Raw genomic sequence first — 13,695 nt, 5'->3', positions numbered from 1 at the left:
CCCGCCCCCACACCGAGTCCCGCCGTGCCTACGCCGGCGCCTGCCCCGAACCAGGGGCCGGGGGTCGCCGAAGCCTGGCTCGAGGTACACGTCAACGGCACGCCACAGGACACCACGCTGGTCCTGCAGGACGGCCATGGCGCCGTCTACGTACGGAACGAGGACCTGAAGCAGTGGCGGCTCGACGTCAGTTGCACCGGGCAGTTCCAGCACGGCGGCGAGGCCTACTGTCCGCTTTCCGCGATCAAGGGCCTCACCTATCGGGTCGACCCGGTGCATGGCGTGCTGTCGATCGGCGTGCCGGCCACGTCGATGGCCGAAAGCCACCTGAGTGGTCTGTCCCTGGGCACCGACCAGCCGACGCCTTCGCCGCCGGGGGCCTACCTCAATTACGACGTTTTCGCCGGGCGCGAAAGCCGGGGGCCCACTTCGACCAGCGCGCTGCTCGAAACCGGCTTGTTCGGGCGCCTGGGCAGCGGCACCAACACCCTGCTGGCGCACGACACCGGCGGCGGCACGCGCACCATTCGCCTGGACACCACCTGGACGCGCGACGAACCGGACCGGATGGCCAGCCTGCGCCTGGGCGATACCATCACCGGCGCGAGCGCGTGGGGGCGCGCGGTACGCATGGGCGGCGTGCAGTGGGCGACCAATTTCGCAACGCGGCCCACCCTGGTGACCTTCCCGCTGCCGACCGTGGGCGGCGTCGCGGCCGCGCCCTCCACGGTCGACTACTACGTCAACGACGTACTGCGCCTGCGCCGCGAGGTACCGAGCGGCCCGTTCACCATCCAGGACATGCCCGTGGTCACCGGCGCCGGCGAGATGCGCATGGTCGTGCGCGACCTGCTCGGCCGCGAGCAAGTCATCTCCCAGCCGTTCTATGCAAGCGGCGACATCCTCGCCAAGGGGCTGCGCGCCTACTCCTACGAACTCGGCTTCGAGCGCAGGAACTACGGCTTCTCCAGCAACGACTATGGCAGGCCCGTGGCGATAGCTACCGAACGGCGGGGCCTGACCGACAACTTCACCGGGGAAGTCCACGCCGAGGTACTGCAGAACCAGCAGACGCTGGGCCTGAGCGGCGATTTCCTGCTGGGCGACCTGGGCAGCCTGACCCTTTCGGCCGCCGGCAGCCGCGACCCGCGAGGCCGGGGCGGATTGCTGGAAGTGGGTTTCCAGCGGCAATCCAACTTCCTCAGCTGGGGGGCGAACTCGCAGTTCACCACGCCCGGCTTCAGCCAATTGGGCTACGAAGCACCGGCCCGGCCTCCCAAGCAGACCACCTCCGCGTACGTCAGCGTGGGCACCGTCAGGCTGGGCTCTTTCGGCGTGAACTACACGCGCCAGGACTTCCGCGAGCGCAGCGGCGTGGACCTGCTGGGAGCGAGCTACAGCCGCAGCCTGGGCCGGATGGGCTATCTGAGCCTCTCGGCCCTGCGCTTCCTGGGCAGCGACGGCTCCACCCTGGTGTCGCTGTTGTTCACGGTACCGCTGGGCACCGCCGACAGCGTGAGCGTCAACGGCCAGACCCGCGCCGGCTCCTCCAGCGGCACGCTGCAGTACCAGCACAACCTTCCCGTCGGCAGCGGTGCCGGCTGGCGCATGCAGGCGGGCCTGTCGCCGCGCGATCCCAGCCTGGCCGAGCTCACCCTGCAGAACGACGTGGGCACCTACACCTTCGGCGCCGCGCAGAGCCGGGGGCAGCGTGCGTACCAAGCCTCGGTGCAAGGCGGATTCGCATTGCTGGACGGCGGCATCTTTGCCAGCCGCCACATCGACCAGAGCTTCGCCGTCGTGCAGGTACCGGGCTTTTCCCACGTGCGCGTCTATGCGGACAACCAGGCGGTCGCGGTCACCGATGCGAAGGGCTATGCGATGGTGCCCCGACTGCGTCCCTATCAGCGCAACCCGATCCGGATCGAGCAGGCGGACCTGCCGCTGGATGCCGACATCCAGGGCCTGCAACTGGACGCCGTGCCCTACGCCCACGCCGCGGTGGCGCTGACCTTCCCGGTGAAGGCTGCGCACGGCGCCGTGGTGGTGGTCAAACTCGATGACGGCAGCTTCCTTCCCGCCGGCGCTACCATCACCGTGGAGGGCAACGCCACGCCCTTCCCGGTGGGCTACCAGGGCGAAGCCTACCTTACCGGCCTCGGTGCCTCGGACAAGCTTCACGCAAGCTGGCACGGGCAGTCCTGCGCCATGACCGTGGCGCTTCCCCATACCAGCGATCCGCTACCCCGCATCGGCCCCGTGAGCTGCCAAGGTGTGCGCCCATGAAACATCCCACCCCTCGCCACCCCCGTTGCCAGCTCAACCGGCGCTGGGCCCGAGCAGTCTTCGGCGTGGCCGCCGCGCTCGCGGCCACGCCGCTGGCGGCCGCCACCTGCGGGCTGAGCGTGCAGGGCGTCAGCTTCGGCAGCTACGACTTCCAGAGCAGCCAGAACCTGGACAGCGTGGGGCACATCACCGTGACGTGCGACGTGAGCGCCCCCTTCACCATCGCACTGAACGCCGGCCTCACGGGCAGCTTCACGTCGCGAACCATGCAGAACGGCTCGCATCCGCTCTCCTACAACCTGTACACGGATACCGCCCACGTCAGCGTGTGGGGTGACGGCAACGGCGGCAGCACCACCGTGAGCGGAAGCGGCACGAATGTCGGCTACACGGTCTATGGAAGCATGCCGGCAGGTCAGAACCCCTATGCCGGCTCCTACAGCGATTCGATAACGGTGACGCTCACCTATTGAGGGCGACCGGCGCTCGCATGAGGTTGCGACTCCTGGCCACTGATCTCGCTGCCGCATATCCGGCGCTCGGCTGATCGAGCCCCGCGCAAACCAAAAGATCGGTTAAGCCACCCTTTGTTCACCCGCCTACCACCGCCCATCTGTCAGCTTCGATGCATCCCAAGGCTGGCGGCTTGGCCTTGGGAGAGGCGCTGCGGTCAGACGCGCTCGCCGTGCGCCGCCGTTATCGAAAGACCCGTCCAGATGGAGCAGACGATCATGGGCTGGGCCCAGGAAATCCGCTGGTGAAAGCGGAAGGGTCAGGGCACGGACCAGTCTGCCTCGCATGCCGGGGAACCTGAGACATCGTGCAACAGGCGACCCCGGGCCCGTTCGGACACCAGCCAACAGGCAACTGTCCGGTGCCAGGCATCGCGAGCCAGCCTGCTGAGCACGGCGTCAGTGCACCGGGATCGAGCGATGCTTGATGGCAGACATCCATTGACGCGAATTGGCGCACCAGCCGTGGAGCATGACGCCGGGAGTACGGACGGAGTGGGTGCCGAATGATCACTGGCAAGTCCACCGAGGTTGCGGAAGCTTTGCAGAATCCACCCAGCGCCGCGATGCACGATTGGACTGCCCAGCTGGAAGCGGTGGCGTGCCGGCACGACCGCGACAGCTTCATGCGCATCTATGACCATTTCGCGCCACGCGTGCGGCGCTACCTGTTGGGCCTGGGTGTCGGCGGCGCGCTGGCCGAGGAGCTGACGCAGGAAGCCTTGCTGCGCGTGTGGCAGCGGGCCCAGCAGTACGATCCAGGCCGCAGCAATCCGGAAACCTGGATATTTCGTATCGCCCGCAACCTGCATCTGGATCGGGTGCGCAGGGAGCCGGCCTGGCGCATGGCCCAGGAATATCTGGACGACCTGGACGGCGCGGTCGATGGGCAGTGGCCGCCCGGAACCGAATCCTACGCGGAAGAAGCCATCATCCATCAAGCTATCCAGCAGTTGCCGGGCATCCAGGCGCGCGTGATCCGCATGTCCTACTTCGAGGCCAAGAGTCAACAGGCCATCGCCAGTGAACTGGGCGTGTCGCTGGGTACGGTCAAGTCACACCTGCGCCATGCCTTCCTCAAGCTGCAAGCCGAACTCACATGCAAGCGGTGAACCCTCGGCACCACTTGGGCGAAGCGACGTTGCTGAGCTATGCGGCAGGGGCGCTTCCCGCGGCACTCGCGATCGTCGCCACGACGCACTCGAGCATGTGCATGGCGTGCCGCCGCCAATTGCGCATGGCTGAGCGCATCGGCGGCGGATTGATCGCCCTCCAGCATGAGGCGGCGCCGCCCGCCGGCGCGCGGGAAGCCATGCTCGCGCGGCTCGACGCATGCGCCAGCTCGGCCGCGCCCGCTCTCGGGTCGTTCGAGGACGCGGCGGCGGTCGGCCCCGACACGCTGCCGGTGCCATTGCACCCGTATTTCGGTCGCTCGCTGGCCGGATTGCCTTGGCGGTGGATGGCGGCGGGAATGCAGGGAATCCGCGCCGGAATCGGTGAGGGCACGTTGCTGATGCTGCGCGTAGCGCCTGGCGAAGGCATACCGATGCATGGGCATCACGGCAGCGAATTCACCTGCGTCCTTCAAGGCGCCTACGACGACGAATTCGGCCGTTTCTCCGCTGGCGACCTGGCGGAACTGGGAACCGACGACCGGCATCGGCCGGTCATGGCGTCGGACATGCCTTGCATCTGTATCGTCGGGCTGGATGGCGACCTGCACTGCGAGGGATGCTCCCCGCAGGCACTGCAACCCCTGTTCGTTGCCTAGCAGGCCTGGCGAAGTTGCCAAGGAACTTCCCGGCCACGGCATACATGGCGTGGCGTTTTTTCAACAGCCTGGTGACCGGCGGGGTGACGGCGAACATCGCCCCGCCAGTAAGCCCATGACACGAAGGCCATGCCAGCGAGCGAGGCTATGGTTTGCTGTAACCCATATGCAAGGTGATCTTGTCGCCCATCTTCAGATTGGCCACGGCGGCAGCGGGAAAGTGCACCTTCAGAGGCATGCCCTCGGCATTCACCTCGACCAAGCCGGTCTGCTTGTCCACCGAGCTCACGGTCGCCGGCATGGCATGCATGCCCATCATGTTCTTGTGCATGCCGTTCATGTCGCCGTGTCCGGCGTGCATCGCACCCATGGTGTCGGTGTCGTGCGCGCTGTCGGTCGGCGTCGTGCTCTGTGCCCAAGCCAGAGTGCCGCTCGTCAGCGCGAGGAGCAGGACAGCAAGCGTGCCTGCCAATGGTTTACGCATGAGCCTTTTCATAGTTGCCTCCGGCGGTAAGGAAATCCAGCCAGAGCGTGCGCCCGCCCTTGTGTAGAAGGATTGAAATCGCGGTGTAGCCATTAGGAGGCGTGTTCCGCTTGCTGGTGAGACATCGGCAGCTCAAGACGACCAAAGCATGGCGTCCCGTTGGCGCCCGATGTCGTCCCTGTTCCGTCCTGGCCGCCTGCCGCGCATGCATCGCACCGCTCTGGTGCTCGCTTCGGCATTCGCCGGGCTCCAGGGCGGCTCGCGTCACTGGCAGCCGCTCCCACGGTGCATGTCCTGCGGTGGGGGCATGCCGTTTGCCCGTGCCGTCATGAGGTCGGTGACCACCCCGATGAAGGCGGCGTGCACGAAGGCCTGCGGGAAATTGCCTTGCATGAGGCCGGTGCGGGGATCGCCCTCCTCCGCAAACAAGCCCAGGTCGTTCGCAAAGGCCAGGCCGGCATCGAGAATCCGGCGGACGCGGTCCCATGCGCCGCGCATCACCCAGTACTGGGCGACCCAGAAGGTCGCGGCGAGAAAGGCTCCTTCCTTGCCCGAATCGGTGCACTCCAGGTGCCGCCAGTAGAGTTCGCCCCGGAACGAGCAATCCCGCTCCAGCGCAGCCATGGTCGCCAGCATTTCGGACGTATCGGGCCGGCAATAGGCCCAGACGGGGAACAATGCCGCGGAAACGTCCACGGCCTCGCTTCCGGCATAGGCGGCATAGGCGCCTTCGGAGGTGAGGCAATGGCTTGCCACGAAGGCACGGATGTCCTGGACGGCCGCGCGCCAGCGACGCGCCTGCCCGCGGTCGGGGGAGAACTCGGCCACCGAGTCCAGCCCGCAGGCGGCGATGACCTTGCCGACGGTGTACTGGCGCGTGACCGGTTCCTCCCATATCCCGTGGTCCGGCTCGTGCCAGTGGCTGCTCAGGAAATCCGCGATGGCGGCGACCGTGTCCCAGTGCGGACGCGCGTCGCTGCGCTGATAGATGAGCTTGGCCGCCAGCAGCACATTGCCGAAGCCATCGAGTTGCAATTGGTCGCGCGCGCCATTGCCCACGCGTACCGGCCGGCTGCCGCGGTAACCCGCAAGCATCAGCGAGGATTTCCTGGGCGCCCTCACCGAATCGAGGTCCGCGAAAACGGGCACGGGGTAGTGCGAGGAGCGGCCCCGCGAGGAACAGATGAAGCCGAGATAACGCTCGCCTTCGGCCAGATCGCCGCTCGCGCGCAGCAGCGCGCTGACGATCATGCCGGCGTCGCGTAGCCAGACATAGCGATAGTCCCAGTTCGCCTGGCCACCCGGCACTTCCGGCAGCGAGGTGGTGGCCGCCGCCAGGATGCCGCCGCTCGCTTCGTGGGTCAGCAGCCGCAGCGCGCGCAGGGAATCGGCCATCTCGCGCTGGTATGGGCCATTGCGGGAGTCCCCGGCGGACAGCGCATGCCAATACGCCAGGGTAGCGGCCAGCCAGGCATCGACCTGGGCCGTTCCAAAAGGTGCCAGCGGCAGGTCGGACAGCACGGCCCAGCCATCCGTCCCCGGAGGAAGGTCCAAATGGACGGTGTCCCCAGCCACGCGGAGCGGATGCGACGCATGGAGATGCCAGCGTTCCTGGATCAGCACGGTGGTTTCCCGCGACACCAGCCGGACCGGTTCTCGGGCGTAGTCCGGCCGGGGCTGCAACACTGACCGCATGCCGCCCGGCATCGCCGCAAACCGCCGGCACAGCAGGCCCGCAGGAGCGCCCTGCCCGGCCGGCATGAAGTCGGTCACCGTGCTTTCGGCCCCGCCCGCCCGGAAGACGGTCTCGATGATCCCGCTCGCTGCGAGATAGCGGCGGCGGGCAGACCGGGCGCCGGGCACGTGGATGCGCCATGCCCCACCTTCCGCATCGAGCAGAGCGGCGAACAGGCTGGGCCGGTCGAACCGTTGGGGGCAATACCAGACGATCGCGCCTTCCCGGTCCAGCAGCGCCGCCGTGCGTCGGTCGCCGATCATGCCCAGCCCGCGGATGCCGTCGTCTTGCCTTGCTGCCTCGTCCATCCAACGCGCTCCCGGTGGGCCGCCTGCGCCTGCTATCCGTTCACGGCCACCAGCTGGCTGGCGGCCTGTTCCAGGCGGTCCGCCGTGATATGGGGCGCCATCATCGTGGCGGGAAACGGCTTGCCGCGCGCCACGAAGGCGGTCACCAGTCCGGCGCGACCGGCGCCATGGATATCCCAGGGATGCGCCGCCACCAGCGCGAGTTCCGCCGGCGCCAGATCCAGGCTCTCGGCCGCGTGCAGGTACACCGCCTGCCGAGGTTTCCAATGGCCGATGTCAGCGACCGCGATTTCGCGCTCGACGAACGGCTTTAGCCCCGCGTCGTGCAGCAGCTTGCCGGTGTTCTCGGCACTTCCATTGGTGAGCGCGACGATGCGTATGCCGGCCGCATGCAGGCGCGCGAATGCCGCCTTGGCATCCGGGTGCGGCGCGAGCGTGGCGAAGCCGTCGAGGACACCGTCGATCCGGCTCCTATCCGCCGGCAGATCATGCTCGACCAGCAGCGCCTGCAGGGTAGCCGACGCCACCTCCCGGAACGGCTTGTAGACCTCGGTCACTTCCAGCGCGAAGGCGTCGCGCAGGGTCTGCGCGAACCACGTTTCCAGCGTCGGAGGCGGCAATCCGGCGGCGACCAGGCGCTCGCGCAAGCGCTCGAGCGAGAAGACCGTTTCGATGATGTCGAACGCGACGGCGGCAATGCGATTCTTCATGGTGGACCCTGCATGGCTGGCCCGTGCACGCAGTGCGGTATGGATCCGCCCGCAACAGCTGCGCATGGGCGTCGAGGCATCGCCGCAGGTTCACGCCAGTGCGGTCGGCACGCGGTGAATACCTGCGGCGCAGGCCACCATAAAGTCGCGCAGCTTCCTCCAGTCTGCCGCCGACCGTGGCTACCGCGCAGCCTTGACGGGATGCGCGCCCAGTTCCGCGATCAGGGGACAACGCACCGTGCCGGGGTTGCACTGGCACTGCGTCACCAGCTTGGCGAGCAGGCGCTCGATCCGCCGCAATTGCCCGAGCCGCTCTCGCACGGTGAGCAGCTTGCGTGAGGCGATGACCTGGGCGTCCTGGCAGTGGCGGCCGTCGTCCAGCGCCAGCAATTCGGCAGCCTCGTCCAGGGAGAATCCCAGCGCCTGCGAGTGCTTGATGAAGCGGATGCGTTGCGCGTCCCTCTCGCTGTAACGGCGGATCCCGCCCAGCGGACGTGCCGGCTCGGCCAGCAGTCCGCGGCGTTGATAGAAACGGATCGTCTCGACGTGCACGTCGGCGGCGGCGGCGAGTTGTCCGATGGTCAGCGTGTTTGGCATGTTGACTCCGTACCTGAGTACGGTCGGAAGCTTACCTCCGATCAACACGAACGGCAGGCAGGCGACCGATGGCACCCCCCGAGCGAACCCGCGGCATCCTCCTGGCAGGCGGCGTGGCCGCCGTGCTGGCTTCCACTTGCTGCCTGGGGCCGCTGGTCCTGGTCGCGATCGGCCTCAGCGGGGCCTGGATCGGCAACCTGACCTTGCTGGAACCGTATCGGCCCGTCTTCATCGCGGTGGCCATCGTCGCGCTATGGCTGGCCAAGCGACGCATCTTCCGTCCGACGCAAGCCTGCAGGCCGGGCGAGGTATGCGCCATTCCACGGGTGCGGCGCACCTACCAGCTGATCTTCTGGCTGGTGGTCGTGCTGGTGCTGGTCGCACTCGGCTTTCCCTATGTCGTGCCCCTGTTCTATTGACGAGGATTCTTGCCATGAAACGAACGATTGCCGCCTTCGCCTTCGCGCTCGCCAGCATCGCGGCCGTGCCGGGATGGGCCGCCACGAGAACCGCCACGCTGTTCGTGCCGGGCATGACCTGCGCCGCGTGCCCGATCACCGTGAAAAAAGCGCTTGCCCGGGTCGATGGGGTCCAGCGGATCGAAGTGGCCTTTGCCAAGCGCGAAGTCATGGTCACCTTTGACGATCGCAAGGCCAGCCTCCATACGCTGACCAAGGCGACCGGGGACGCGGGCTATCCCTCCACCATCCAGCCGTAATACGGCGACTTGCTTGCGCAGCAGCGACCTTTCCCTTGCAGGCATCCACGTGGGCCCGAGAACGATCGAACTGAACATATCCGGCATGACCTGTGCCGCCTGCGCGCGGCACGTCGAGCATGCGCTGAAGGGCATCCGTGGCGTGAGCAAGGCGGCGGTGGACTATCCGCAGGGCATCGCGCGCATCTGGGCACAGACGGCGCTAAATCCGAGGGCGATCAACGCGGCGCTTCCGGAACCGTATCGTGCCGTCGAAGCGATCTCGGCGACCGGCGCACCGCGGGCACCTTCGCCCTGCAGCCCTCTGGAGGACATGGAAACGGCCCGACCACTCCGGGTCGCCATCATCGGCAGCGGGGGTGCCGCCATGGCTGCCGCGTTGCAGGCCGCCGACCGGGGCGCCCAGGTAACGCTGATCGAACGCGGACTCATCGGCGGCACCTGCGTCAACGTCGGTTGCGTGCCCTCGAAGATCTTCATTCGGGCGGCGCACGTCGCTCATCTGCGCTCCGCCAGTCCGTTCGACCAGGGTGTCAGCGCCACCGCCCCCGTCATCGACCGCACCCGCCTGCTGGCTCAACAGCAGGCGCGCGTCGACGAGCTGCGCCACGCCAAGTACGAGGGCATCCTGGCGTCCAAATCCAACATCCAGGTGATTCGCGGTCAGGCGCAGTTCGCCGACGCGCACAACCTCAAAGTGCACCTGGAGAACGGTGGCGAGCAGACGTTGGCGTTCGATCACTGCCTGATCGCCACCGGAGCCAGCCCGGCGATTCCCTTGATTCCGGGCTTGAAGGACACGCCCTATTGGACCAGCACCAGCGCGCTGGCCAGCGACATCATCCCCCCGCGGCTGGTGGTCATCGGCTCGTCGGTGGTGGCGGTGGAACTGGCCCAGGCCTTCGCCCGGCTGGGCAGCCAGGTCACCGTGCTGGCGCGCAGCAGCTTGTTCTTCCGCGAGGATCCGGCCATCGGCCAAGCGATCAGAGCCGCCTTCGAGCACGAAGGCCTGACCGTGCTCGAATACACGCAGGCCAGCGCGATCGCCCGTGTCGACGGGGAGTTCCTGCTCGGCACCAGCGCCGGCGAACTGCGCGCGGATCGCCTGCTGGAGGCCACCGGCCGTTCGCCCAACACGCGGGAGCTGAACCTGGAGGCGGCTGGCGTGGCCCGCAACCCGAACGGCGCCATCATGGTGGACGACCACATGCGCACCAGTGCAGCCCACATCTATGCCGCCGGCGATTGCACCGACCAGCCACAGTTCGTCTACGTGGCCGCCGCTGCCGGCACCCGCGCCGCGATCAACATGACCGGCGGCGACGCGGCGCTGGATCTCGGCACGATGCCGGCGGTGGTGTTCACCGATCCGCAGGTCGCCACCGTCGGCTTGTCCGAGGCGTCGGCCCAGCGCAGGGGTATCGCTACCGTCAGCCGCACGCTCACGCTCGACAACGTGCCGCGTGCTTTGGTCAACTTCGACGCGCGCGGCTTCGTCAAGATCGTCGCGGAGATGGATTCCGGCCGTTTGCTGGGCGTGCAGGCGGTCGCCGCCGAGGCTGGCGAAATCATCCAGTCCGCCGCCCTGGCGCTGCGGGCGGGCATGACCGTGCAGGATCTGGCCGACCAGCTGTTTCCCTACCTGACCATGGTGGAAGGGCTGAAGTTGTGCGCGCAGACCTTCAGCAAGGACGTCACGCAGCTGTCGTGCTGCGCGGGGTGATCGCGCCGAAGTCCGCAAGACCACGCGCGGCATGGCTCTGCCTCGCGCGGGTTACGCAGCACCGCTGAGTCGCTGCCAGCCAAGGCTCCTATTCGGTCAGGCGAGCTTCGCGTCGAGGTCCAGCGGCATGCTGGAGAGGATCTCCAGGCGTTCGTCAGCCAGCACGCGTTCCGGCGCGTGCCGGGCCAGGACCTCGTCCCGGTCCCGAAGCAGTTGCGCTATCTCCGCGTCGCAGAGCCGGATGACACTTTCAAGGACCGCATCGACATGCGGCTGGCCGGTATCCAGCCGCAGGGACCGCAGCAGGCGCATGGTGCTCGCGCCGCTCAGCATCAGATCGCCGGTGACCCAGCTGTTGACGGTGAACAGGCTGATCGGAATGCCCTTGGCGTCCAAGCCCATCGCCAGCAGGTGCCGCGTGCGGACCCGGGCAGACGGTCTTCCGGTCAGGTCGGCGAAGGCCTGCTCGGCCCGCGAGCGCATGCGGTGCACCCACAACGGCCGCCGGGCGAACAGATGGATGTGCCCATGTTCCCGTGCGGGGCCGCGATCCTCGGGCGCATGGGAGTGATAGAACCACTGGAAGCCGCTGGTGCGGTCGACCGCATCGTCTTCCGGATAGTGCTCCCACTGCCGCACCGGCTGGTCGCCGAAGAGTCCCGCGAGCAAGTGATCCTCGCGCCTGGCCAGCTCGGCGTAGGTGGCAAGGAGGCGTTGGCCGGCGGCCCCTGGGTCGCCCGCAGGAGAATGGGACTGCCGCCGGCGCAACGCCGTGCGCATCAGCGGTGCGCACCGCACTTCGGAGCGCACTTGGCCCCGCACTTGGGCGCACACTTCGCGCCGCATTTGGCCTGGCATTTGGCACCGCACTTGCCCATCCGGGCGGAGCACCTGGAACCGCACTTGTGCATGCTTGCCTTGGCGCTGCACTTGCCATGGACGGGCATGGCGCCGGCGGCGGCCGGCAGAGCGGCAATGGCAGCGGTCAGGACGGCCAGCGAAGCCATCTTCATGGGGTTCTTCATGAGGAATTCTCCAAAGGGTTGGTGTGATCGAGACGCGCGGTCTCGATTTACAAGAGGCGTGAAAAGCCGGAAAGGGTTCACGCGAAACTGACAATGTTCGCCGGGGTGCCTGCTGGCGGAGAGAACCTGCGATGACCCAGTCCTACGATTTGCTCGTGATCGGCGCAGGGACAGCCGCCATGACAGCCGCCATGCGGGTGCGCGCGGCCGGATGGCGGGTAGCCGTGACCGACTACCGTCCCTATGGCGGCACGTGTGCGCTACGCGGTTGCGACCCGAAGAAGATGCTGCGTTCCGGCGCCGCCGCCTACGACTACGCACACCGCATGCGGCACAACGGCGTGGCGGGCGACGTGCACATCGAATGGCCGCCGCTCATGACGTTCAAGCGCAGCTTCACCGATCCGGTGCCGGAGAAGATGGACCGCCGCTATCGCGACAAGGGCATCGACACCTATCACGGCCGCGCCAGGTTCGCCGGAAGGAACACCCTGGCCATCGATGGCCAGGCGATCGAGGCCCGGCACGTGCTGCTGGCCTCGGGTGCCGAGCCGGTGAAGCTCGGCATTCCCGGTGAACACCACCTGGTCGACAACGAGGGTTTCATGGCGCTGGAAACCCTGCCCCGCCGCATCGTGCTGGTCGGCGGCGGCTACATCGCCGCAGAGTTCTCCCACATCGCCGCGCGGGCGGGCGCCACGGTGACCATTCTGCAGCGCGGCGAGCGGATGCTGGCCCATTTCGAACCGGAGCCGGTGGACTGGCTGATGGCCTCGTTCCGGACGCTGGGCGTCGACGTGCGCACGCAAACGGTGGTGCAGGCCATCGAGCGGACCGACCAGGGATTCACCGTGCACGCGTCCCATGGCGGCGGCAAGCTCAGCGTGGAGGCAGACCTGGTCGTGCATGCGGCCGGACGCAAGCCGGACTTCGGCATGCTGGACCTGGAGGCGGGCGGCGTCGCGGTCGACCAGGGCCGCCTCCAGTTGAACGATTACCTGCAAAGCGCGTCCAACCCGGCGGTGTATGCCGCAGGCGATGCGGCGCAGCGCGGCCCGCCGCTGACCCCGGTGTCCAGCCACGACGCCCGGGTCGTTGCCGCCAACCTGCTCGAGGGCAACCACCGCCAACCGGATTACCGCGGCGTGCCCAGCGTGGCGTTCACCCTTCCGCCGATCGCCGCCGTCGGGCTCGGCGAGCAGCAGGCGCGCGAGCAGGGCATCGGGTTCCGCATGCGCTGCCAGCAGGCCCCGGACTGGTTCACCGCCCGCGAAGCAGCCGAACCGGTGTACGGATTCAAGGTGCTGGTGGAAGAGGCGAGCGACCGCATCCTCGGGGCCCACCTGGTTGGACCGCATGCGGACGAGGTCATCAACGTATTCGGTTTCGCGATCCGCCACGGACATACCGCGGAGGACCTGAAAACCACCATGTTCGCCTACCCGACCGGCGCATCCGATATCGGCTCGATGCTTTGACGGGCGCTACCGCCTGCTGTCCTCGCCAGGTGGTCGGTCGCGCGGCGCACGGTCAGCAACAACTGGGTGGTGCAGCGGCCGCGCTGGCGGGCGTGCAATCGAACAAGCCGAAGTGGGTCTCCTTGTTGCCCAGCACGTCGAAATGGCGGGCGTAGCGCGAGCCCGACAGCATGTCTGCGGTATTGCCGCACACGCGCAATGGCCGGCCGGTTTCGAACAGGTGGTGGTCGTCCAGCACGAACCGGTGCGGATGCGCCGGCATCGTGCCGAGGTAGGTGGCCACCTGGCCGTAGTCCTCGCAGCGATCCTCCAGCGGCATCCTGAAGGCCCGCCAGGTGACCGATTCGA

At 67.6% G+C, this 13,695-nt stretch carries 13 protein-coding genes and 1 pseudogene; 8 read left to right on the top strand and 6 right to left on the bottom strand.

Translation table 11 applies throughout. The features are described 5' to 3' along the window. The 4 genes from HOQ08_RS11185 to HOQ08_RS11170 all read left to right on the top strand — a co-directional run. The coding region (locus HOQ08_RS11185; protein WP_291194606.1) for a fimbria/pilus outer membrane usher protein at positions 1-2,286 on the top strand (2,286 nt) is incomplete at its 5' end. Then, on the top strand, positions 2,283-2,759 hold the full coding sequence (locus HOQ08_RS11180) for a spore coat U domain-containing protein (protein WP_291194603.1): 477 nt from the start codon (positions 2,283-2,285) through the stop codon (positions 2,757-2,759). The genes HOQ08_RS11185 and HOQ08_RS11180, both read left to right, overlap by 4 nt. 605 nt (positions 2,760-3,364) lie before the next feature. Further along, complete coding sequence (locus tag HOQ08_RS11175; RefSeq protein WP_291194600.1) at positions 3,365-3,910, top strand: sigma-70 family RNA polymerase sigma factor; 546 nt, start codon at positions 3,365-3,367, stop codon at positions 3,908-3,910. Continuing rightward, the gene (locus HOQ08_RS11170; RefSeq protein WP_291194597.1) at positions 3,898-4,569 is read left to right on the top strand and encodes a ChrR family anti-sigma-E factor; all 672 of its coding nucleotides are present in this window, start codon (positions 3,898-3,900) and stop codon (positions 4,567-4,569) included. The genes HOQ08_RS11175 and HOQ08_RS11170 overlap by 13 nt, the downstream gene beginning before the upstream one ends. Positions 4,570-4,714: 145 nt before the next feature. Here HOQ08_RS11170 and HOQ08_RS11165 read toward each other — a convergent pair whose 3' ends face one another. From HOQ08_RS11165 to merR, 4 genes are all read right to left on the bottom strand, one after another. Next, complete coding sequence (locus tag HOQ08_RS11165; protein WP_291194594.1) at positions 4,715-5,053, bottom strand: hypothetical protein; 339 nt, start codon at positions 5,051-5,053, stop codon at positions 4,715-4,717. A gap of 264 nt (positions 5,054-5,317) precedes the next feature. Further along, complete coding sequence (locus tag HOQ08_RS11160) at positions 5,318-7,096, bottom strand: glycoside hydrolase family 15 protein (protein WP_291194591.1); 1,779 nt, start codon at positions 7,094-7,096, stop codon at positions 5,318-5,320. Between the two features lie 32 nt (positions 7,097-7,128). Further along, on the bottom strand, positions 7,129-7,806 hold the full coding sequence (locus HOQ08_RS11155; RefSeq protein ID WP_291194588.1) for a haloacid dehalogenase type II: 678 nt from the start codon (positions 7,804-7,806) through the stop codon (positions 7,129-7,131). 180 nt (positions 7,807-7,986) lie between these two features. Continuing rightward, positions 7,987-8,403: an Hg(II)-responsive transcriptional regulator gene (gene merR / locus HOQ08_RS11150; RefSeq protein WP_291194585.1), complete on the bottom strand. Its 417-nt coding sequence runs from the start codon at positions 8,401-8,403 to the stop codon at positions 7,987-7,989. Between the two features lie 68 nt (positions 8,404-8,471). Here merR and merT point away from each other — a divergent pair, with 68 nt between their 5' ends. From merT to merA, 3 genes are all read left to right on the top strand, one after another. Further along, the gene (gene merT / locus HOQ08_RS11145) at positions 8,472-8,822 is read left to right on the top strand and encodes a mercuric ion transporter MerT (RefSeq protein ID WP_291194583.1); all 351 of its coding nucleotides are present in this window, start codon (positions 8,472-8,474) and stop codon (positions 8,820-8,822) included. Positions 8,823-8,836: 14 nt separating this feature from the next. Further along, positions 8,837-9,121: a mercury resistance system periplasmic binding protein MerP gene (merP, locus tag HOQ08_RS11140; protein WP_291194580.1), complete on the top strand. Its 285-nt coding sequence runs from the start codon at positions 8,837-8,839 to the stop codon at positions 9,119-9,121. Positions 9,122-9,185: 64 nt separating this feature from the next. Beyond that, positions 9,186-10,844, top strand: coding sequence for a mercury(II) reductase (gene merA, locus HOQ08_RS11135; RefSeq protein WP_291194609.1), 1,659 nt, complete (start codon positions 9,186-9,188; stop codon positions 10,842-10,844). Positions 10,845-10,940: 96 nt separating this feature from the next. Here merA and HOQ08_RS11130 read toward each other — a convergent pair whose 3' ends face one another. Then, positions 10,941-11,624: a hypothetical protein gene (locus HOQ08_RS11130; protein WP_291194577.1), complete on the bottom strand. Its 684-nt coding sequence runs from the start codon at positions 11,622-11,624 to the stop codon at positions 10,941-10,943. Positions 11,625-12,000: 376 nt separating this feature from the next. Between HOQ08_RS11130 and HOQ08_RS11125 the strand changes: the two genes are divergently transcribed. Then, positions 12,001-13,347, top strand: a complete 1,347-nt coding sequence (locus tag HOQ08_RS11125) for an NAD(P)/FAD-dependent oxidoreductase (protein ID WP_291194574.1) — start codon at positions 12,001-12,003, stop codon at positions 13,345-13,347. 52 nt (positions 13,348-13,399) lie between these two features. Here the strand turns inward: HOQ08_RS11125 and HOQ08_RS11120 are convergent. Next, positions 13,400-13,695: pseudogene (locus HOQ08_RS11120) on the bottom strand (methyltransferase type 11); the annotation flags it as partial.

The sequence above is a fragment of the Frateuria sp. genome, from assembly GCF_013362045.1.
GTDB lineage: Bacteria > Pseudomonadota > Gammaproteobacteria > Xanthomonadales > Rhodanobacteraceae > Frateuria_A.
Note: the sequence above shows the minus strand (reverse complement) of the source record. Positions and strands in the feature narration are given on the sequence as shown.

Excerpts from the sequence above, each read along its gene's own strand:
- merT (WP_291194583.1), top strand. The coding sequence starts at position 8,472 with ATGGCACCCCCCGAGCGAACCCGCGGCATCCTCCTGGCAGGCGGCGTG.
- HOQ08_RS11165 (WP_291194594.1), bottom strand. The coding sequence starts at position 5,053 with ATGCGTAAACCATTGGCAGGCACGCTTGCTGTCCTGCTCCTCGCGCTG.
- HOQ08_RS11125 (WP_291194574.1), top strand. The coding sequence starts at position 12,001 with ATGACCCAGTCCTACGATTTGCTCGTGATCGGCGCAGGGACAGCCGCC.
- HOQ08_RS11175 (WP_291194600.1), top strand. The coding sequence starts at position 3,365 with ATGCACGATTGGACTGCCCAGCTGGAAGCGGTGGCGTGCCGGCACGAC.
- merR (WP_291194585.1), bottom strand. The coding sequence starts at position 8,403 with ATGCCAAACACGCTGACCATCGGACAACTCGCCGCCGCCGCCGACGTG.
- merP (WP_291194580.1), top strand. The coding sequence starts at position 8,837 with ATGAAACGAACGATTGCCGCCTTCGCCTTCGCGCTCGCCAGCATCGCG.
- HOQ08_RS11155 (WP_291194588.1), bottom strand. The coding sequence starts at position 7,806 with ATGAAGAATCGCATTGCCGCCGTCGCGTTCGACATCATCGAAACGGTC.
- HOQ08_RS11160 (WP_291194591.1), bottom strand. The coding sequence starts at position 7,096 with ATGGACGAGGCAGCAAGGCAAGACGACGGCATCCGCGGGCTGGGCATG.
- HOQ08_RS11130 (WP_291194577.1), bottom strand. The coding sequence starts at position 11,624 with ATGCGCACGGCGTTGCGCCGGCGGCAGTCCCATTCTCCTGCGGGCGAC.
- HOQ08_RS11170 (WP_291194597.1), top strand. The coding sequence starts at position 3,898 with ATGCAAGCGGTGAACCCTCGGCACCACTTGGGCGAAGCGACGTTGCTG.
- HOQ08_RS11180 (WP_291194603.1), top strand. The coding sequence starts at position 2,283 with ATGAAACATCCCACCCCTCGCCACCCCCGTTGCCAGCTCAACCGGCGC.